This window comes from Paenibacillus soyae (assembly GCF_024623455.1).
Lineage (GTDB): Bacteria > Bacillota > Bacilli > Paenibacillales > Paenibacillaceae > Pristimantibacillus > Pristimantibacillus soyae.
In genome coordinates this window covers 203,937-224,589 of the sequence record NZ_JANIPJ010000012.1, presented here as the reverse complement: position 1 = coordinate 224,589, position 20,653 = coordinate 203,937, and the positions used below count along the sequence as shown (strand labels likewise).

18 protein-coding genes, 1 tRNA gene and 1 rRNA gene are annotated in these 20,653 nt (G+C 53.8%); 16 read left to right on the top strand and 4 right to left on the bottom strand.

Annotated features, from left to right (window positions below; all coding sequences use genetic code 11):
- The 3 genes from NQZ67_RS17520 to NQZ67_RS17510 all read left to right on the top strand — a co-directional run.
- Positions 1-95: ribosomal RNA gene (locus NQZ67_RS17520) — 23S ribosomal RNA — on the top strand; the annotation flags it as partial.
- Between the two features lie 139 nt (positions 96-234).
- Positions 235-325 (top strand) — tRNA-Ser (locus NQZ67_RS17515).
- Positions 326-579: 254 nt separating this feature from the next.
- On the top strand, positions 580-1,494 hold the full coding sequence (locus tag NQZ67_RS17510) for a DMT family transporter (RefSeq protein ID WP_257448413.1): 915 nt from the start codon (positions 580-582) through the stop codon (positions 1,492-1,494).
- An 82-nt stretch (positions 1,495-1,576) separates the two neighbouring features.
- Here the strand turns inward: NQZ67_RS17510 and NQZ67_RS17505 are convergent, their stop codons facing one another.
- Complete coding sequence (locus NQZ67_RS17505; protein ID WP_257448411.1) at positions 1,577-1,909, bottom strand: DUF1904 family protein; 333 nt, start codon at positions 1,907-1,909, stop codon at positions 1,577-1,579.
- A 187-nt stretch (positions 1,910-2,096) separates the two neighbouring features.
- Here NQZ67_RS17505 and NQZ67_RS17500 point away from each other — a divergent pair, with 187 nt between their 5' ends.
- Positions 2,097-2,972: a sugar phosphate isomerase/epimerase family protein gene (locus tag NQZ67_RS17500; protein ID WP_257448409.1), complete on the top strand. Its 876-nt coding sequence runs from the start codon at positions 2,097-2,099 to the stop codon at positions 2,970-2,972.
- Between the two features lie 32 nt (positions 2,973-3,004).
- Here the strand turns inward: NQZ67_RS17500 and NQZ67_RS17495 are convergent, their stop codons facing one another.
- Positions 3,005-3,844 (bottom strand): helix-turn-helix transcriptional regulator, encoded by an 840-nt coding sequence (locus NQZ67_RS17495; RefSeq protein ID WP_257448407.1) that lies wholly within the window; start codon positions 3,842-3,844, stop codon positions 3,005-3,007.
- A gap of 121 nt (positions 3,845-3,965) precedes the next feature.
- Here NQZ67_RS17495 and fabF point away from each other — a divergent pair, with 121 nt between their 5' ends.
- A complete protein-coding gene (gene fabF / locus NQZ67_RS17490) occupies positions 3,966-5,210 on the top strand; it encodes a beta-ketoacyl-ACP synthase II (RefSeq protein ID WP_257448405.1) in 1,245 nt (414 codons plus the stop codon).
- Between the two features lie 49 nt (positions 5,211-5,259).
- Here fabF and NQZ67_RS17485 read toward each other — a convergent pair whose 3' ends face one another.
- Positions 5,260-6,138, bottom strand: a complete 879-nt coding sequence (locus NQZ67_RS17485; RefSeq protein WP_306812937.1) for a helix-turn-helix transcriptional regulator — start codon at positions 6,136-6,138, stop codon at positions 5,260-5,262.
- Positions 6,139-6,286: 148 nt separating this feature from the next.
- On the opposite strand from NQZ67_RS17485, the gene NQZ67_RS17480 reads away from it, so the two are divergent.
- The 4 genes from NQZ67_RS17480 (at position 6,287) to NQZ67_RS17465 (ending at position 10,494) form a co-directional block, all read left to right on the top strand.
- On the top strand, positions 6,287-7,681 hold the full coding sequence (locus NQZ67_RS17480; RefSeq protein ID WP_257448401.1) for an MATE family efflux transporter: 1,395 nt from the start codon (positions 6,287-6,289) through the stop codon (positions 7,679-7,681).
- Positions 7,682-7,799: 118 nt separating this feature from the next.
- Positions 7,800-8,780 (top strand): aldo/keto reductase, encoded by a 981-nt coding sequence (locus NQZ67_RS17475; protein ID WP_257448399.1) that lies wholly within the window; start codon positions 7,800-7,802, stop codon positions 8,778-8,780.
- 175 nt (positions 8,781-8,955) lie between these two features.
- The gene (locus NQZ67_RS17470) at positions 8,956-9,360 is read left to right on the top strand and encodes an NUDIX hydrolase (protein WP_257448397.1); all 405 of its coding nucleotides are present in this window, start codon (positions 8,956-8,958) and stop codon (positions 9,358-9,360) included.
- Between the two features lie 93 nt (positions 9,361-9,453).
- Positions 9,454-10,494, top strand: a complete 1,041-nt coding sequence (locus NQZ67_RS17465; RefSeq protein ID WP_257448395.1) for an FUSC family protein — start codon at positions 9,454-9,456, stop codon at positions 10,492-10,494.
- A gap of 85 nt (positions 10,495-10,579) precedes the next feature.
- Here the strand turns inward: NQZ67_RS17465 and NQZ67_RS17460 are convergent, their stop codons facing one another.
- On the bottom strand, positions 10,580-12,625 hold the full coding sequence (locus NQZ67_RS17460) for a serine hydrolase domain-containing protein (RefSeq protein ID WP_257448393.1): 2,046 nt from the start codon (positions 12,623-12,625) through the stop codon (positions 10,580-10,582).
- A gap of 203 nt (positions 12,626-12,828) precedes the next feature.
- On the opposite strand from NQZ67_RS17460, the gene NQZ67_RS17455 reads away from it, so the two are divergent.
- The 7 genes from NQZ67_RS17455 to NQZ67_RS17425 all read left to right on the top strand — a co-directional run bounded on the left by NQZ67_RS17455 (position 12,829) and on the right by NQZ67_RS17425 (position 20,649).
- The gene (locus NQZ67_RS17455; protein ID WP_257448391.1) at positions 12,829-13,920 is read left to right on the top strand and encodes a GerAB/ArcD/ProY family transporter; all 1,092 of its coding nucleotides are present in this window, start codon (positions 12,829-12,831) and stop codon (positions 13,918-13,920) included.
- Positions 13,917-15,464 (top strand): spore germination protein, encoded by a 1,548-nt coding sequence (locus NQZ67_RS17450; protein ID WP_257448389.1) that lies wholly within the window; start codon positions 13,917-13,919, stop codon positions 15,462-15,464. The genes NQZ67_RS17455 and NQZ67_RS17450 overlap by 4 nt, the downstream gene beginning before the upstream one ends.
- A complete protein-coding gene (locus NQZ67_RS17445) occupies positions 15,461-16,579 on the top strand; it encodes a GerAB/ArcD/ProY family transporter (RefSeq protein ID WP_257448387.1) in 1,119 nt (372 codons plus the stop codon). The genes NQZ67_RS17450 and NQZ67_RS17445 overlap by 4 nt, the downstream gene beginning before the upstream one ends.
- Positions 16,569-17,789 (top strand): Ger(x)C family spore germination protein, encoded by a 1,221-nt coding sequence (locus NQZ67_RS17440; RefSeq protein ID WP_257448385.1) that lies wholly within the window; start codon positions 16,569-16,571, stop codon positions 17,787-17,789. The genes NQZ67_RS17445 and NQZ67_RS17440 overlap by 11 nt, the downstream gene beginning before the upstream one ends.
- Before the next feature lie 6 nt (positions 17,790-17,795).
- Positions 17,796-18,023 (top strand): hypothetical protein, encoded by a 228-nt coding sequence (locus NQZ67_RS17435; RefSeq protein WP_257448383.1) that lies wholly within the window; start codon positions 17,796-17,798, stop codon positions 18,021-18,023.
- 95 nt (positions 18,024-18,118) lie between these two features.
- Entirely contained in the window at positions 18,119-20,146 is a 2,028-nt protein-coding gene (locus NQZ67_RS17430; protein WP_257448381.1) for a serine hydrolase domain-containing protein, read from the top strand.
- Between the two features lie 134 nt (positions 20,147-20,280).
- Positions 20,281-20,649, top strand: a complete 369-nt coding sequence (locus NQZ67_RS17425) for a hypothetical protein (RefSeq protein ID WP_257448379.1) — start codon at positions 20,281-20,283, stop codon at positions 20,647-20,649.
- Positions 20,650-20,653 lie beyond the last annotated feature (4 nt).

Genomic DNA, 20,653 nt, shown 5'->3' with positions numbered 1-20,653 from the left:
AAGACCCCTTGAAGACGACGAGGTTGATAGGTTCGGGGTGGAAGCACGGCAACGTGTGGAGCTGACGAATACTAATCGGTCGAGGGCTTATCCTAAGATACCCCACAAAGTGAAGCGTAGGCTTCGATGATCATTCCGATTACTTTGCGGGGGCCCCAAATTCAGCATAAAGATCATTCAGCTAAAACTTTCGTATCCAGTTTTCAAGGCGCAAGCCTTGTTGATCTACCTTATAGAGAGGTGTCCGAGTGGTCGAAGGAGCACGATTGGAAATCGTGTATACGTTAACCGCGTATCGAGGGTTCGAATCCCTTCCTCTCTGCCAGATTATTTCCAGAATGGCATGTGCTTCCGATCAACTTTTCAATTGTACATACTAAGCTTTGATTGCAAAACCTGTCGCATGATGTTGCGGCGGGTTTATTTTTACTGCAAAATTATTAATTCAAAAATTTTCCTAAGGTGGTGTAGAGCATATAGAGGGGTAATCCATAAATATAGTTGTAGATAAAACGTATAATCATTGTCGAACGGGAAGCCGATGTTTTGAAATATGGATCTATGGGAGTTATTCATTTTATGTCTGATCGTACGGTATTTCTTAAATTATGGGGCGTCTCCTTGCTTTGGGGAGGCAACTATGTGGCGAGCGCGTACATGCTTCGCGATTTTTCGCCGATATTTTTATCTTTTGCACGATTGGTCGTTATGTCTCTTTTTTTGATATCGGTGGCTGTCATCAACAAATCGATGCGGCGTCCGACGAAACGCGAATGGTTCCTATTGCTTATGGCCGGCATTACCGGCACGCTGATCAACCAGCTGTTTTATTTTACCGGTTTGCGGGAGTCGACTGCCGGCAATGCCGCGCTAATCATCGCGCTTTCACCGATCGCGACCACGTTGCTGTCGCGAATCTTCCTTAAAGAGGCGATCACCGGGCAAAAGCTGACCGGAGCCATTGTGGCACTGATCGGCGTTGTCTGCATCGTGGTGTACGGCGGCAAGGAGCTAGGAATTTCCCACGGCGACGTTTATTTGCTGGTGGCAATGTTAGGCATGTCGGTGAGCCTGTTGTTCATACGCAAGTTGACGACAGCGATGAGCTCGTACGAGGTGACGATATACTCCACGGTGATCGGCACGATTCTTATGTCTCCGGCTGTGGCGGTAGAAGCATTAAACGGCGATCTTCACGCTAGCCAGCAGGCCATCATGTGGGTGTTGCTCGTAAGCGTCGCCGTCATCGGCCAAGGGCTGGCGGGCTTCTGGTGGAACTCGGGCATAGCGGTGGCCGGAGCTTCCATGAGCGCCATGTTCATGAATATTCCGCCGTTTATCGCCATTATTGTCAGCCATTTCGTTTTGGGCGATCCGATCCTGCCCGCGCAGATAGGCGGCGGAGTGCTGATATTGGCTGGCGTCGCGATCACGAACTTTAAGAGAAGGATGCCGCGCGAACCGAAAGCCGAATATGGCGTCAAGAGTACTTAAGAATGATGAAACAGCGGCAAGCCTAAGATCGAAAACGATCATAGGCTGCCGCTGTTTTTTGTTGCAGTTTCGCGATGAGATATCACTCCACTGGCTTCCCGTTTATGTAATAGCTATCCTCGCGGTAAGCATGGAATACGATTTCGACTTCAGGGATGTCTAGCTGCGAGACGTAACGGGTCACGGCTGCTGCAAATCGATCCCGAACGTCCCGGCCCCTTTCGAACCAGCCTACCTCGACGAAAGCAAATGCGGGGTCGCCCGGCAGCGCACCGAACACGTTGGTTGCATGCACGCAGTTCATCGTGAAGTTATCTGTTCCGCAATCGCAAATAACGGCTAACTGTTCGACTAATGGCTCGGCCACGGATTGAAGTCGTTCGGCTGGGACTCCGCGGAATAATAGGTGGGGCATTATTGTCGTTCCTCCTGTTTAATAAAAGTTGGTCTCATGTAGTATAGCATAACGATGCTTTTCTTTTCATGCAGCAGGATAGTGTGAACATATAGCGTCATTGTTACTTTCAAGATGATTCGCAACTGCCTAATATTTAAATGACGGAATAGAAAGATTTGAATAGGGAAGGCGGTTGAGGCTCTACATGAGTGGCAACATAACTAATATGATCAAAAATAAGGATCTGGCGTTAGACGTCCAGATGTCCTGGTGGACGATGAACGGCTTCGGCCGGAACGGCCGTGAGTGGACGAAGGAAGAGAAGGTAGCCGCAATTGCGGAAGCCGGATTCAATGGGATTAACGGTTTTGTTCCGTCCCAGGAAGAAGCGTCCGACTGGAGAAATTTAATGGAGCGATACGAGCTATCCTTCGGAGTTAATGCTTACCCCAAATCCACTGCGGATTTAAGAGCGTTTCTTGAGAATGTTAAACAGACCGGTGGCATTGATTTTGTGAACGCGCAAGTGCTGACTCCGTTCCTGATCGATGAATCCGCGGAAAAGCTGCTTAGCGAAATGCTTGCCTGTTCGGCCGAGTATCGTATTCCGGTCTACATCGAGACGCATCGCGGCACCATCACGCAAGATCTCATCCGTACCGCAAATTATGTGAAACGTCTTGGCCGCCTTCCCCTGACAATCGATTTCTCCCATTATGTCGTAGCGGGGGAGATGCACTCGCCGGACGAAGAGGCGGATAGACTTCTAAGCATCTTATTGGAGCAAACGTCGTCTATCCATGCAAGGATATCGAATGGGGAGCAGGTTCAGGTCGGCATTGGCGAAAACGGAGAGCATCCCATCGTTCCTCGGTTCAAGCAATGGTGGCGGAAAGGCATGTCGGACTGGGTCGCAAACGCCGAGCCTAAGAGCAAGCTGCCCGTCGTTTGCGAGCTTGGACCTGCACCGTATGCGATTACAATCGACGAGCATGCCGGCAGGACGCAAGAGATCAGCGACCGTTGGCAGCAGTCGTTATTGCTGAAGAACATTTTGAAAGGCATCTGGGAAAAGCTTTAATGGGAGGTGTTCTCCGCATAAAGCGCCTCTCGTTAGTGTCCCATCATTAACGTCAGCATCTTCGATTCGGTGCTCGTATCCGGCGCGGGCGTATAGATGCTGCAGCGCAGATCGGTATTGCCGTGCACTTGCAGCGATGTCAGATGGAACAGCATTTTGCCGGCTTTCGCATGGCGGAATTCGAGCGCAACCTCGGGCGCAAAGCTAACTTCGCTCCCTTCCCAGTAGCTCTGGAATTCCGGGTACGTCTCTATCATCTCGCGAAGGAATTGCACGTACCATTCATCCTCTACATATTGTCCGTAATAAGCGCGGAACATAGCCAGAAAGCCGCTGGCGAATTGCTCCCAATTGCCGGCCAGGCGCTTGAACTCCCGCCGCGAGAACAATAGCCGGATCATATTGCGCTGGTCGGCGGGGATTTGCTCGAAATCGAGGAATACATGAGCGGCTGCCTCGTTCCAGCCGACGATATGACAGCGGCGGTCGGAGATAATCGCCGGGCAGCTGCGAAGGTCTTGTATGATTTTGCGAAGGGAGGGGCTGATCTGCGCAACCTCTTCCTTAGGGGGCCGGACGACCGGTCCGGCTTCGAGCGCCAGCGAAAATACGTATTTCCTCTCGTCCGCCGTCAGCTGCAGGGCTGTTGCTATACAGTCCAGCACGAAGGCGGACACTTTAATGTCGCGGCCTTGCTCAAGCCAGGTGTACCAAGTCGAGCTGACGCCCGCAAGCTGTGCGACTTCCTCCCGCCGCAAGCCCGGCGTGCGCCGGCGGGCGCCTTCTGGCAAGCCGACCGAAGAAGGAGAGATACGCGACCTTGCCTGTTTGAGAAATCCGGATAAAGCCTGCAGCCTGGTTTGACGATTCATTTTGTTCACCTCGACGTATTATATGCTGGTACTAATTATACTAGGATAAACGACAACTTGTAATAGGATACATGCTATGGCACGATATCTCCATAGTCAATTCGAATATGGAGGGATACGGATGGAACGCGTCGTCATAACAGGTATGGGGGCTATTACGCCGCTGGGCAACAGCGTAAATCAATTGTGGGAGAATCTTCTGGATGGAAAATCCGGAGTAACGAGGATCGACAGCTTCGAGGCGGAGGGACAGAAGGCGACGATCGCCGCGCTCGTTCGAGGCTTCGACGGGAAGGAGCTGTTCGGCGTCAAGGAAGCGCGCCGGATGGACCGCTTCTGCCAATTCGCCGTTGCAGCGGCCGATCAGGCGGTGCTTGACGCCGGTCTGGAGCTGGATCAGATTGACCGCGAGCGCGTAGGCGTCTATGTCGGATCCGGCATTGGAGGCATACAGACGCTGGTCGACCAGCATGCTATTATGCGAGATCGGGGCGTCGGCAAGGTCAGCCCTACGCTCGTTCCGATGATGATCTCGAATATGGCCGCGGCAATGATCAGCATCAGGCTCGGGGTCTACGGGCCGACTTTATCGCCGGTTACCGCTTGCTCCATTGGGAACACGGCGATCGGCGAGGCTTTCCACCGGATCCAATCCGGAAGAACGGATGTCATTATCGCGGGAGGAGCCGAAGCGGCCGTTACTCCGATAGCTCTGGCCAGCTTCTCGAATGCAACGGCAGTGTCGACGCGGAACGATAGCCCCGAGTCGGCCAGCCGGCCGTTCGACCGCGACCGGGACGGCTTCGTTATGGGAGAAGGAGCAGGGATTCTCGTTCTGGAATCTTTGACTCATGCGCTGAAGCGCGGCGCGCGCATCTATGCGGAAGTGATTGGGTACGGGGCCAGCTCGGATGCCTATCACATGGTCGCGACGCATCCGGAAGGGACGGGCGCGTTCCGGTCGATGCGCGAAGCCATGCTCGATGCGGCCGTTACGCCGGATGAAGTGGACGTCATCAGCGCCCATGCCACGAGCACGGAGCTGGGCGACCTATCGGAGACGGCCGCGATTAAGCGACTGTTCGGCGAAGCGGCGTACAAGGTGCCGGTTACGGCGAACAAATCCATGCTGGGTCATCTTCTCGGCGCGGCAGGCGGGGTGGAAGCGATTGCTCTCGCGAAAAGCTTGCAGGAGGGCGTTATTCCGCCGACGATTAACCTGCATAATCCCGATCCGGCATGCGATCTCGACTATGTCCCGAACAAGGCGCGGAAAGCAAGCCTCAGGATTGGACTGTCCAATTCATTCGGCTTCGGCGGTCACAACGCGGTTATCGTCATGAGAAGATATGACGAGAAGGACTGAAATAAGCTGCAACGCTGGATACGGGTTGTTATTTGGTCGCCGGCGCTTCTTAGCTCATCGAGAAGCGCTGGCGGTACAGGCGAGGGGATAAGCCCTCGAAGCGCGCGAAGCAGGTCGCAAAGTAGGCCGGCTGGTTGAAGCCGACTTCCTCGGCGACGCGCGAGATGGACAAGTCCGTCTGCAAGAGAAGCAGCTTGGCCTGCTGGATGCGGAAGCGCAGCAAATAATCGAACGGAGAGCAGCCGAATTCCCTCTTCATGCAGCGGGCGATATAGACGGGATGGAAGTTGATGCTTTCTCCTAGCGACTGCGCGGTTATGTCCTCCCGGTAATGCTCCCGCAAATAGGAAGCGGCCTTCTCGGCGCAGACCAAGGCAGGAGTCGGCGATCTCGCTTCGATCGATTCGGACAGCAGATCGACCACCTCCTGGAATACGAGCTGCTGCTTCCAGCGCACGCCGTGAATATGGTCGTTAACGCTCATCTGCGCGAGCTGCCTCAGCTTGCTTTCCAGCACGGTCAGCTTGGCCGCCTTCGCGAATTGGGGCAGTCGCTTCACGAATGTGCGCGGCGCGAATTGCTCGGCCGTCGGAATCGGCTCCGCCGAGTCGCTAAGCCGGGCGAAGGTAAGCGGATAATCCGAGAACGACCACTCCCCGAGCGTGCGGAAATGCGCCCAATAATATTCCGTATCCTCCTCGCAAGCGCGCGTCGAAAAATGCTCCGCATCCGGACGAAGGATGAGGGCCTGCCCCGCGCGTACCTCGAACTGCCGATCTTCTTCTCCCATGTAGAGACAGCCCTTCATAACGACGATAAGATCGAATACGCCAATGGCTCTACGGCTCGGATGCCGCCGCCCCGGCGGCATAACGGTATGCCCGCCGATTATGTAGTAGGGGAGAGGCGGAATCGTCAGCTCGATCATACTCAAGAGGAATCCCTCCCTGACAGGTTTGTATATTGAAAGTTTCGGTTGAAAAATTGAACCATCTTTTTCAGTATACCATCTATAATTCTAGATGACATCGAGCAAACGAGGCCAGTCCTTAACGTTTGCGCTGGAGGATGGGATCATGAAGAATACGGCCAAAAAATTAACCTTATGGGCGCTCGCGTGGCCCATATTTATCGAATTGTTCCTGCAGTTTTTGCTGGGGGCGGCGGACACGCTGATGGTCAGCCGCATTTCCGATGACGCGGTTGCGGTCGTCGGCTTCTCCAATCAATTATTTTCGGCCGTGACGACGTTGTTCGTGACGGTCGCGAGCGGAGCGGGCATTCTGATCGCGCAGAAGCTGGGAGCGCGCAAGAACGAGGACGCCCGAACGATCGGCATCATGTCGCTGACGGTCAGCTTCGGAATCGGCCTCGCGCTCAGCGCGGTGTTATATCTGTTCCCAAGGCCGATCTCCGCATGGCTGCAGCTGCCGGAGGAGCTGCTGCCGCTGGCGGAGACTTACGTCTCGATCGTCGGCGGAGGGATGGTGCTCGTCGCGGTGATGTCGGCGCTGAACACGGCGATTCGCAACACCGGCAACACGAAAGGCCCGATGTACATCGCGATCGGCATGAACGTAGTGCACGTGGCGCTCAACTACGCGTTTATATTCGGGGCATGGGGATTTCCGAAGTGGGGGCTGCTCGGAGTTGCTTTATCAACCGTTATATGCAGACTGCTCGCGGTGCTCGTGCTTCTGTTCATGTTCCTGCATGCTTTCGAACGTCCGATTCGCGTGCGCGATCTGAAGCAGTTCCACCGGGGTTTGTTCGGCGAAATTCTCCGCATCGGCTGGCCGCTCGGGGTTAACATGTCATGTTGGGTCTTCTCACAGCTGGCGATTTACGCGTACATCGCCATGATCGGAGCGGCCGAGCTAGCGGCCCGCACGTATATGAATACGCTGGAGTCGTTCTGCTTCATGCTCGGCTACTCGATTGCCTTGGCGCTGCAAATTCAGATCGCCCATCTGTTCGGAGCAGGACGAATGCAGGAGGCTTACCGGACGGCGTATCGCGCGCTCTTCATTGGTCTTGGCATCGTCATCGTCAACGCGGCCGTCATCTATTTGCTTGGCAAGCCCGTGCTTGGCTTGTTCACGAAGGATGAAACTATCGTGGCATTCGGCGTGTCCTTGCTTGGCCTCAATATTTTGCTGCAGCCGGGCAAAATGCTGAACATGGCGATCCAGAATGCGTTGAACGCCGTTGGCGATACCCGGTTTACGATGTGGATCTCGCTCGGGTCGCTGACGATCATCGCCACCGGCGTCTCTTATTGGTTCGGGATCGGGCTCGGCTGGGGGCTGACCGGCATTTATATCGCGATGATTCTCGACGAATATGTTCGCGGCGCGCTGGCGCTGACCAGATGGCGCGGGCGCAAGAAACTTCGCGAAGCCGAAGGCGGCATGGCTGATGATAAGGTCCAAGCAAGCGGCATTCGGCAGGAAAGCGTACTCGACGTTTAGCCTTGGCTCTTGACTTGGAGTTAGCTCCAGGTGCGATAATGGTTAAGCACGGCGGATGATGGTCGTTGAAGCGAACCATTGACGCCTTGCAATCACGCTGCGTATGGAGGTTATCGGAATGGAATACGTGAAGTTGGGCAATACCGGCTTGGATGTTTCCCGGATTTGCTTGGGCTGCATGAGCTTCGGCGTAGCCGAGCGGTGGACTCATCCTTGGGTATTGAACGAAGAAAACAGTCGTCCGATTATCAAGAAAGCTCTGGATCTCGGCATCAACTTTTTTGATACGGCGAATATTTATTCTCACGGCTCCAGCGAGGAGATCGTCGGACGCGCGCTGAAGGATTACGCCGATCGGGACGAAATCGTTATCGCGACGAAGGTTCATTTCCGCATGCACGAGGGACCGAACGGGGCCGGCCTTTCCCGTAAAGCGATCATGAGCGAAATCGATAAAAGCCTGAAGCGGCTCGGCACGGATTACGTGGACCTGTATCAAATTCATCGCTGGGATTACAACACGCCGATCGAAGAAACCATGGAGGCTCTCCATGACGTGGTAAAGGCGGGGAAAGCCCGGTACATAGGAGCGTCCGCGATGTACGCTTGGCAGTTCCTGAAGGCGCTCCATGTTGCGGAGAAGCACGGCTGGACGCGGTTCGTGTCCATGCAGAATCATATGAACCTGATTTACCGCGAAGAGGAGCGTGAGATGATGCCGCTCTGCAGAGCGGAGAAGATCGGCGTCATTCCTTACAGCCCCCTCGCTTCGGGCAGGCTGGCAAGAGCCTGGACCGAAACGACCCACCGTTCCGAAACCGACCAAGCCCAGAAGTGGAAATACGACGCGACGGCAGATGTAGATAGGTTGGTAGCGGATCGAGTGACGGTCATCGCCGAACAGCGCGGAGTCCCGCGCGCGCATATCTCGCTAGCTTGGCTGCTGCAAAAGGAGCCTGTGACCGCTCCGATTATCGGAGCTACGAGCATCGCTCAGCTTGAAGAGTCGGTCGGTGCGTTAGGACTCACGTTGACGCAGGAGGAAATCGCGTCGCTCGAAGAGCTGTACGTTCCCCATAAAGTCGTCGGCGCTCAATAGGGTTTTGCAAACCAGCGAACAAGCCGTTCGCTGGTTTTTTCGTGTCCATAGGTATGCCATATCATTGAGATGTAAGCGGTGCGTCAGCAACGAAAGATTAATTTTGACTCTGTTGTGCGTTACGATGTAAAGGAAAAGCATATGATTCTTCATGATGATAGAGGAGGTCGATGACATGGTTCCGAAGCATATCGTATCCGCTGCGGCGATCGTGCTGAACGAGCGAAACGAGATTTTGTTAATCAAAGGTCCTCGGAGAGGCTGGGAAATGCCCGGCGGACAGGTGGAGGAGGGTGAATCGATTCGAGAAGCGGCGATCAGGGAAACGAAGGAAGAGAGCGGCATCGAAATCGAGATAACCCAATTTTGCGGCATTTTTCAAAATGTGCAGAGGTCCATATGCAACACGCTGTTCTTGGGCAAACCGATCGGCGGCGCGTGCACGACTTCTCCCGAATCGCTCGAAGTCGGTTTTTTCCCTATTGAGACCGCGCTTGAGATGGTAACCTGGAACAATTTCCGGCAGAGAATCGAATTTTGTTTAGACGAGAAGCTTCATCCGTTCTACGTGGATTTCTAAAGCGCGGCAGACCATCGAATGGCTCATATTGGAATCGCCCGGTTGCCTCTGATACAATAAGTTCGAACGAACTCATCCAAGGAGGGGCAACCTTTGACATTCGGAGCACGCATGCTCAAGACCGGAATCGCGGTCACGCTCGCCTTATACGTCAGTATATGGCTCAATTTCACTCCTCCGGTCATCGCGGCGGTTGCGGCTATCTTCGCGCTTCAGCCCTCGATCTACCGGTCCTGGCGGCATTTCCTCGAGCAGGTGCAGGCCAACACGTTAGGCGCCGTTATTGCTCTATTAGCCGGAACCTACTTCTCGAACGAGCCCATCGCCATCGGCGTGGTCTGCATACTCGTCATCATGCTCTGCATGAAGATCGGAATGGGAGATTCCATTGGTTTGACTCTGGTTACGGTCGTAGCCGTGATGGAAGCTTCCGGGCAGTGGGAATTCGCGTTAAACCGCTTCTTGCTCAGCATGATCGGCATCGTATCGGCATTTTTGCTTAATATTGCATTTATTCCGCCGGACCCCAGGGAGCAATTCAATAAGCAGATCCATACCGTATTCAATCAGCTTTCGTTGCTGCTGCGCACCGCGATATCCGACGAGATGAAGGAGAAGGTGTTCCGGGAGCAGAAAGAGGAGCTCGAGGACGGTCTGCGCGCCATGACCGATAAATACAAGCTCCTCGAAGAAGAGCTCAAGAAGCTGAAGCGGGCGAAATACCGGCAGAAGCGCCAGATCGTCGTCTATAAGCAGCTGCTTCATAATCTGCAGAAGGGCTTCGAAGTGCTGGAAGCCGTGCAGGAGCATTATTTCCAATCGAGCCGGACGCCGGACATCAATTCGAATTACGATCGCCATTTGGAAATGCTGATCAAGTTCAACGAGCATGTCCTGCTCAAATTCGAAGAGAAGGTGAAGCCCGGAAGCTGGAAATCGGATACGGTGGAGGAAGCGAACAATACGTTCATCAAGCACGCAAGAAACTGCTCCAACGAAGGCGGCGACGAATCGCTCCGGCTGCTCATCGTTGCTGGGGCAATCTACGATTACGGGCATCAGACGATCCGGTCGGACCGCCTCGTAGAGCGTACGGAGGCGGATGACGAGGAACTGGCTTCCTCGGCCGGCTGACGTGTGCCATAGACCTTAATCATTCGCAATAGCGCAAATAGAAAGAGAAGCCGCTTATCCAAGCAGCTTCTCTTTTTTGTATCGATTAAAAACCGAATATTTGTTGGATCAGCCTGGAGTAGATCGCGGCCGCTTCCTTGCGCAAGAGCGTGTCGGTCGGACGGTAATTCGCTGCGCCGTTCGCGTCCACCGTCACATCGCTTCCATGTAATCCCGCGCCGACCATGAATTGCACCGCCTCGTCGGCCCAAACGGCAGGTTTAACGCCGAGCTCGGCGGGGACAGCCGTCGCGCCAAGCGATAGGCGAGCCGTGCGGTAAATAATGACGGCCGCTTCCTGACGCGTAATCGCGCGATCCGGCTCGAAATTTCCGGAAGGCATGCCGGCGATCGCGCCCATATTGGCGACGTTCTGCACGTAGCCGGCTAGCGGGTGATCCTGCATATCCTTAAAGCTGCTTACGCTCTCACTCGGCTTCTCGCCGGACAGCAGGGTGATGATGCTGACGAATTCCGCCCGGGTTATCGGCTCTTCGGGTCGGAACTCCGTGTGATCCGCATCATGGCCGAACACCTGGAGCTGGCTGAGGAAATAGATGTCTTCGGCATAAGGATGGCCGTTCTCTACATCTTCATACACCGCCGGCTTCGGCAGCTTCTCGGACATGCTGTCCATCGCCGTGTAGTACAGGTAGGCAACTTCGCCGTCTTCTCCCAGCATGAATGCGGCTGGCTTTCCGTCCTCGTCGACGAACCGCATCGGGCCAACCGGCTTCAGCTTATGATCGCCCAGGGCATCCTTGACAAGAAGCTCGCCCTGGCCCGCCGTCACTTGGGTGGCGATTACGGGAGACCGAAGGCTTCTATATGTACCTTCGAAGCGTAACAGCTGCGCTTGCTCGATAGGGAAAGCTTCCACCTGCTCCGACTTCTTCGGGTAGAAATGATCCATGAACGCGTCGAAGAATTGTTCCCGAACCGATTCGCTTGCATCGCTATTGACGACAATTAGTCCTCCGACATTCTGCTCGGGAAGCAGCCAGAGCCAAGAGTGATAGCCCGCCAAATCGCCGCCTTTGCCGATTACGTTCTGACCGTTATGGCTGCTCTGCAAGAACGACTCGAAGCCGTAGGACATGAGCGGGACCCCGGCAGCATCATAATGGATCTCATGCATTAGCTTGGCCGTAGCTTCTTCCAAGATTCGTGTCGAACCGAACTGCCCTTTATTTAAATGGGCGATTAGGAAGTTCGCCATATCGGCGCCGCTGGCGAACATTCCACCTTCCGGGGCGATTGTAGGCATGTTCGGATATACGTCGATCGGTTTTTGATCCGCGTTGTAACCCGTTGCCAGATTGGCGAGAACGTCCCGATCCATCCGGAATGCGGAGTTTTTCATTTCTAGGGGATCGAAAATATGCTCCTCGACGTATTCCTCGAAAGGCTGTTTCGATACCTGCTGTACGATATACCCTTGCATCGAAGAGGCGAGATTGTCGTATCGGTAAACATCCCCGGGGGTACGCACGACAGAAGGCCCATTAACCCGCAAGAAATCCTCTAGCGATACTTCGCCGTTCTGCACGACATGGGGCGGAACCGAATTAACGTCCGTATAGTCGAAGCCGGTCGTGTGGGTCAACAAATGCTCGACGGTAACGGGGGAATCCGCCTCATTGACGATTTTGACACCCGGCATATAAGCGGTAATGTCGTCGTTCAAGCTGATTTTCTCTTGCTCTACAAGCTGCATGACCGCCGTCGCGGTCACCGATTTCGTAATCGAGGCCATGCGGAACAAGGTGCGATCGGGATCCACCTTTTTCTTGGTAGCCAAATCGGCGTATCCATAGCCTGCGTTCAGAAGCACTTTACCGTCTTTCACGACGACGGCAAGCGCGCCGGCGAGCTTGGCCGCCACCTCAGGTTGGGCGAAATAAGAATCAGCAAAGGCTTGTACTTGGGCCGCATTCAGCTCGGGAGCTGCTGATTGCTGCAAAGCGGAGGCGGGCGAAGGAGACGTCTCCGCAAAGACACCTGCGGGGACGGATAACAGACTGGCAGCCAGTACGGATGCGCAAAGTACGTGTAAGGCCCGGGATCGGTTAAGGCTTTTTCGTTTCATCATTTCTCTCCTCATCTCTATTTCTTGTTATTTCCATTTTTATCATAGTGGATGGAAGAATAGGGATAAACCGTCCGGAGTCCGGTGTGATCCCTGCACCCCAGACGGAGATTGGATCTGGACCCGAGTCCGTTGAAGAGGCCATACATATAATTGGAAATTTAAGGGGATGCTACTTCATTATGATTCCGCGGGGAAGTGAAGGCATGGAGAAAATCAGCCATTATCAGCTAGCGTCCGGCATTATCCTCTTCCAAATCGGCAGCTCATCGTTATTCCTGCTGGCCAGCAACGCCAAGCAGGACGCCTGGATCGCGACGTCGATCGCGATGATCGCCGGTTTTTGTCTGCTGCTTTTCGTGACGCTGCCGATTCAGAAGATGGAGCCCGGCAAAAATCTCGTACAGATTCTTCAAACCTATATGGGCAAATATGCAGGCGCGATTATTGCAGCTGCCTATATCCTCTATTTTAGCTACAAGTCGATCCGAAACGTGCGGGAGTTCGGGGATCTGATGATCGTATATTTATTGCCGAATACGCCTCTGTCAGTCATTCTGCTTATCCTTGTATTTTTGTCCGGATATGCGGTTTATCAAGGACTTGAGGTTTTTTTCCGGATTACGGAATTTTTGCTCCCGATCGTCGTCTTTATTTACGCGGCCTTGATCCTCACTTTGCTAAGCAGCGGCATCGTCCATTTCGAGAGGTTGGAACCCCTCCTCGAGCATGGGATCAAGCCCGTCTTCGACGCCGCCATTCCAGAGGTTATCTCCTTTCCGTTCGGCGAAATGGTTGTGCTTCTTATGTTCTGGAGCCATTACAATAACAAACCGAATATGTCCCGAGTGACGCTTGCCAGCTATTTGTTCTCCGGCGTTTTTATTATCTTCACGAATATGATCATTCTAGCCAGCTTGAGCGCGACCTCGTTCCTCATCGCGATCCCGTTCATGATGGGGACAAGCTTTATTCAAATCGCGGGCATTATCGAACGCATGGATCCGTTCGTCGCGATTCTGTTATTCACCGGCGTGTTTATCAAGCAGACAACCTATTTCTTGGCGGCGGTTCTGGCATGCTCCGAGTTGTTCAAGATGAAGCGGAGGAAGGCGTTAATCCCGATCGGCGCCTTGATTTTTATCGGCTGTCTTCTATTCAGAAGCCATATGGAGCAAGTGTGGACGGGCTTTAAATATAATGTCGTGTTTCATTTTCCGATCTTTCAAATTTGGATCCCGGCGGCGCTCGTTCTGGTTATGCTTCTTAAAAAATATTTTAAGAGGGCTCGAATATGAAAAAAAAACCGACGCGAATCCCGAATACCATACAAGAAACAGCTTCATGGATACAAGATCAATTGGGGGCCAGCCCCGACATCATCCTCCGAGCCTATTCGGCTGAAGGCGCAGGAGCCGAACGGGTAGTGCTCGTCTATATCGACAGCCTTGTCGATAACGATACCGTGAACAGCAAGATTGTCCGTCCCATACAGGAGCTGTCCGAAGAGGCGTTCGAGAGGTTCGATGAACGCGGTCTGTACGCTTTGATGAAGGACCGGATTCTGGGAGTGGGGAGTATTGCCGAAATCGATACGTTCGACCATGTGATCCAATCTCTCCTCGAAGGGAATACGATTATTCTGGTGGACGGATACCAGACGGCTCTTGCCGCGCAGACGGCCGGAGGGGATGAACGAGGAGTAGAGGAACCGACCTCGCAAACCGTCATTCGCGGCCCGAAGGAAGGCTTTACGGAAAATATAAAGACAAACATGTCGCTCCTCCGCAGGAGGATCAAGTCCCCGAAGCTGCGTTTCGTGCAGCAGAAAATCGGCGAAGTAACGCAAACCAGCGTCGTCATCGTCTACTTGGACGGTATCGCCAATCAGAAAATCGTTAAAGAGATCACCCGCAGACTGAGCACCATCGATACCGACAGCATATTGGAGAGCGGGTATATCGAGGAGTTTATTCAAGACCGCACGTATACGCCGTTCCCGACTTTGCAAAATTCGGAGCGGCCGGACGGCATCGCGGCCGGCATTCTCGAGGGACAGATCGCGATCATCGTGGACGGCACGCCGTTCGTGCTGCTGGCGCCGGTAACGTTCAACCGGTTCTTCCAATCGAGCGAGGACTACTATCAACGGTTCGATATCGCTTCCTTCCTCCGATTGATCCGGTACGGTTCCTTTCTGGCTTCCATGCTGCTGCCGTCCTTGTATATCGCCATTACGACCTTTCACCAGGAGATGATCCCGACAACGCTGCTCATCAGCTTGGCCGCGCAGAGGGAAGGCACGCCATTCCCTGCGATCGTCGAAGCCTTCATTATGGAGATTACGTTCGAGGTGCTGCGCGAAGCGGGCGTGCGAATGCCGCGGGCTATCGGCTCGGCCATCTCAATCGTAGGAGCTCTGGTGCTCGGACAGGCCGCCGTTCAGGCAGGCTTGGTCTCCGCGGCGATGGTTATCGTCGTGTCATTCACGGCGATCGCCAACTTCGTTATACCGTCGATGAACATGGCGGCGGCTTCGCGGCTCATCCGATTCGGATTGATGATTCTTGGCGGAACGTTCGGGTTATTCGGCATTATGTCCGGCCTGATGTTCATGCTCATTCATATGGCGGGTCTTCGTTCGTTCGGCATTCCCTATCTGCTTCCCGTATCGCCTCTGTCCATTAACAACTTGAAGGATGTATTCATACGCGCGCCTTGGTGGAGGATGTCCAAGCGGCCTACGCTGGTCTCCGAGCCCGAAGCGGAGACCAGGCAGGGGAAAAGCCAGAAACCAGAGCCGCCTAATACGGACCCAGCTCATGAAGGAGATCGCGGATGATGAAGGCTACCGAAAAAATAACGGCGCTGCAAGCGACCGCTCTCCTTATGCTGGCGATAATGCCGACGGGATTACTGTATCTCCCGGCGATCGTTACCAAGATAGCGGCTCAAGACGCCTGGATTTCCGTGCTGGTCAGCCTGCTGCTCGGCTTGGGGCTGGCGTTCTATATAGGCTATTTAACGCTGCAAAATCCGGGCATGTCGTTTATACGTTGGATCGAAAGCCGCCTTGGCCGAATCGCGGCTTTGATCATCGGTTTATTCCTCACGAAGTACTACGTGAGCGTCTCCGCCGTCGCTCTTCAGGAGTTCTCGACTTTTATCGCGGACGAAATTTTGCAGAGGACGCCCGTATTCATCATCGTTTCAATCGTCATGATCGTGGTTCTCTACGCTGTCTATCACGGTCTCGAAACGATAGCCCGCGTCACTTTAATCGTTTTTTTCCTTAACGTGGTGCTTACCTTTATCGGATTGCTGCTTCTAGGTAAAGACCTGCATTTCGCCTACTTGCTGCCGGTAGGGGAGAAGCCGGTACCCGTCATTCTGAAAGGAAGCATCTCGCCGTTTATTTGGCTGACGGAGGTCGCCGTGCTGCTCATCATTGGCCCCTTTTTGAACAAAAAGCAGTATCTGATGCGAACGAGCGTTACCGGCGTCCTGCTCGCCGGTACTTGGAACGTCTTGCTGGTGATGCTCGCCATTCTAATCTTCGGACCGAAGCTGGTTCAATTGGTTGCCTACCCTAGCTTTGCCGTTGTCAGTCTGGTGGAAATCGGGAATTTCCTGGAGCGGCTCGAGATTGTGTTCATTTCGCTGTGGATTACGACCATGTATGTCAAAATAGCATTGTTCATGTTCGCGGCGTCCCATTGCCTGAATGATCTATTTCGTATTGAAAACAAGCTCCCCATCCAGCTGGGGCTCGGATTATTCACCTTAATGACGGCTCTGTATTCCTGGGACAATACGGCCGACTTCAGCGAATTCATGCGGCTTGCCGGTCCGCCGCATCTGTTCCTCGCTAACATCGCGATTCCGCTTCTGCTCGGCATCGCGCTGTGGTTCATGAAGCGGACGGCACATCGAAGGGGGGAGCAGAATGACGGGTAAAATGGTTCGGATCGCGCTCGTCCTCGCGCTTGCGATCATAACGGCCGGCTGCTGGGACAGGAAGGAGCTGAACGAGCTCGCCATTACTTCCGCCACCGGCTTCGACGTCCAAGACAACCAATGGATCATCTCTTATCAAGTCATTATCCCGTCTTCCATCTCCTCGGGTATGGGAGGCGCCGGGTCAAGCTCGGGCCACTCGCCGGTAACGGTGTATTCAACGAAGGGCAGGACGATCCGGGAAGCGGTCGCGCACAGTCTTCTAGAAAGTCCTCGGAGGCTTTATTTCGCGCACAACCGAGTGATGGTCGTAAGCGAAAGGGCAGCCAAAAAAGGATTAAGCCCGATACTGGACGTGTATTTCCGCCAGCCCGATTCCAGGGAAACGGTCAATATGCTCGTAACGAAAGGGAGTCCGAAACGGATATTGGAGCAGCTCATGCCCTCCTCGCGCATCTCCGGCCAGGGCATACAGGAAATCATAAGTCTGCAGAGTGAAAACGGTTCGCTGCTGCCCGCGGTCAAAATATACGAATACGGATCCAGCATAGTCGGCGATGCAAGGAGCGCTCTGCTGCCCGAAATTCTCGTATCCGGCTCGCCGGACGTCACGACGACGGAGCAGACGAACAAGACCAGCCAGCCGTCGAAGCTCCGATTGGGGCAGCTGGCCATTATGAAAGAAGATAAATTGGTCGGTTGGTTGAACCATAGGGAGTCGCTTGGCGTGGCCTTTATCACGAATAAGGTCAATACGGTCAACATCGCTTTTTCCTGCGAGGAATCCGGAGACAAGAATTCCACCTTCGAGCTGCTGCGCAGCAAGACGAAGGTCGAGCCGAAGCAAGGCGACGGCGGCGGATTTACAATATCCATTGCCGTCGATGCGTATGGAACGCTGGAAGAGACCGAATGCCCGCTGGATCTTCATAAGCCGGAAGTGATTGCCGGGCTGGAGAAGCAGCTGGCCAAGGAAATCGAGGGCAGCATCCGCGCCGCGCTGCTTGCCTCGCGCCGTCATAAATCGGATGTGCTGGGATTCGCCTCGGTGATCCACCGCAAGTTTCCGAAGCAATGGGAGGCCGTCAAAGACGAATGGGACGACTTGTTCCCAATGGTCGAGATGGAGACCAAGGTCAGCGTGACCATCGAACGCGTCGGCGTGAGCAATAAATCGTTTAAGGAGCTAGAGAGTCCGGAGGGGGAATAAGGCGCGATGAATCTAGGAATGATGGTTGCCTTCTACGGCGTTTTTTTTGTTGCAAGCGGAGGACTGCATCTCGCGAAGCAATCCAAGAAGGAGTTTGCGCTGTTCGTCCTGTTCATCGGCATGTGCATGTATATGAGCCTTGCCCGTTCCATGAAATTGCCGGTCATATCGATTATCGATGTGGACCGATTCGTGTTCGAGCCGATGGGGAGATGGCTGTATTCGTTCATGTGACTAGACCATAGACCAGTCGAATCTAGCCTCAAGGACGGTGAACGAATGAGAAGGAGGATGATAAAATCGAACTGTAAAAAAAAGGAGGAGAAACCGTGAAATTGTATCCATTGGCTTCAAGTGTCATTGCAGCGACCTTATTGATGTCGCCGGTCACCGTCTTAGCGGAGGAGAGAACCGTTCAAGGAGAGAGAAGCGTTATTCCGGCTCTAAATGCTCAGGAAGCTGCCAAGTTTTTGGACGAATTTTTGGCATCGGCTGCTGTCAAGAAAGAGGCTAGCGCAATTTCCGTTTCCGTCGTCAAGGATGGGACCGTGTTGGTGGAGAAAGGATATGGCTTGGCGGACAAAGCATCCGGCAAAGCAATCGATCCCGCTCAAACAACGTTCCGGGTGGGCTCTGTCGCGAAGGTGTTTGCCGTGGCCGCGCTCATGCAGCTAGTCGATCAAGGCAAAATCGCTATCGACGATAATATCGAGAAGTACCTTGGCGGCTATGAGGTTCGCAACCCCTTCGAAACGCCGGTAACCATAGAGATGCTTCTGACGCACTCCACCGGCTTCGAAGTCCGGGACCCCACGGATCAGAACATCCTATTCAATCCTTCGCAGAAGCCGATATCATTGGAGGAATCCATCTTCTCGATCTTCCCGCCAGTCGTGAGAGAGCCCGGCACTTCCTATATGTACGATAACTTCGCCACCCAGTTAGTCGGTTACATTGTTCAGGAAGTAAGCGGCGAACCGTTCGTCGATTATGTCGACAAGCATATATTCAAGCCGCTCGGCATGACGTCCAGCTCCTTCGATCCTTCCGGCAAGCTTGCGGGCAGGCTGCCCGTTACATACGGCATGGACGGCAATCCGCTGCCCGACTACAGACTATCGCCGGACGTTCTTCCGGAAGGCAGCATGCTGACCACCGCAGCCGACATGTCCCGCTTCATGAATGCCTTCCTGAATGATGGGAAGGGTCCTGACGGCAAAGCCATTCTTTCGGCCTCTTCGCTGCAGGCCATGTCGTCCTTCCATCTGTCGATCCACCCCGATGTGCCGGACATGGCATACGGCTTCGAAGCTCCTGCGCCTATTGCGGCCGCCAACGGCAAACCGGTCATCGCGAAAGGGGGAAGCATTCCCGGCTTCGAATCTTATATGTTCTTGCTCCCGGAAGAGAATGCGGGGGTGTTCCTGTCAGCCGCGACGGAGTCGGATATGACCCTTCGGTTTTTCGAAGCGTTCATGGATCGGTTTTATCCGGGTGATGCTTCATTCGGAAATCCAGATTTCCCCATACAGTCCCAACAACAATTAGAGCGGTTTGAAGGCATCTATAGGGACCTGCGGATCTCGTTTATGCTGACGAATATCAAAGCTAGCGCGGATGGTAAGCTAGTCGCCGGCGATACGGCGGGGGAATGGAAAACGTTGAAGCAGACCGGGGAGCTTCTGTTCGTGGATGAAGACGGCAACCCGCTGGCATTCGTAGAAGATGCCGAAGGCCGTATCTTATATGCGAAATATACCAATCCGGGCAGCTACGCTTCCAAGCTGCCGGAAGGCGCAGGCTTTTCGGATATTCCTGCCGATCACGCGTACGCGTCTTATATCCATGGCCTGCAGTCGTTAGGCGTTTTGCCCGACACCCCGGATCAGCCGTTCGGAGCGGAAGAGGAAGTGACCCGTGCTGAGTTCGTTCATTCGTTGATTCAACAGTTCCGGCTTCCTGCATCCCCGAACGAACCTGCGTTCAAGGATATTGCGGATTCGCCGTATAAAGCGGAAATCCAGGCTGCCGTCGAGCTTCAGCTGATTATGGGAACCGGGGACGGCAACTTCGAGCCTAATCGTCCGATCACGCGCGAAGAAGCGGCAGTGGTTACGCTGAGGATCCTTCAATTATCTGGCTATCAGCTGCAAGAGAGCCGGACGGAGCTTGTACCCGGAACCTCCTCATGGGCGGAGCAGGCCGTCAAAACCTTGATTGATCTTAGCCTTCACGGCAGCGAAGTGACGGAGGAAGACGGTCTGTACGACTACGGTTCGGCACGGGAGCTGAACAGGCAAGAGCTTGCCGCCATTCAATATTTGCTCATGCTGCCCGCGAAATCATTCATCTCATAAGGATAGAGAAGTAGAAGAAGATCGCCTTCACTTGCCGCTGCGGGCAAGATGAAGGCGATCTTCTGTTTCATATCGAAACCGATTCATTATTCGCCATTCAGGGAACAATATAACAAAAACAAAGAGGTGAAATGATGAATCGGTTTGCGGCATACGTTTTCTTTATTTTGCTCCAGTCTGTTTTCGCTCCCTTTGCGACATCGTTGCATGCTGCAAGCGATAGCAGCCGAGACGCTGCTGCGAGTATTCAGCCCATCCTGCATAACGCGGAAAATGCATTAACGACTGTTAATCTCGAGGTTCATTTCACTGAAATTGATCGTTTGCAGGTCAATAAAGTCCGTTTTGCGAGCGATCAAGGACCGTTAATCATGACCTCAAGCAACATTCGCGCTTCCAACGCCATCCGTTTAACTATTTTAGACCCGACTACTGGCGAAGAAATCATTCAATCGGAACAAAGCGATTTGTCTGTAAGGGAATTTACGCTTCCTTATACATGAGACT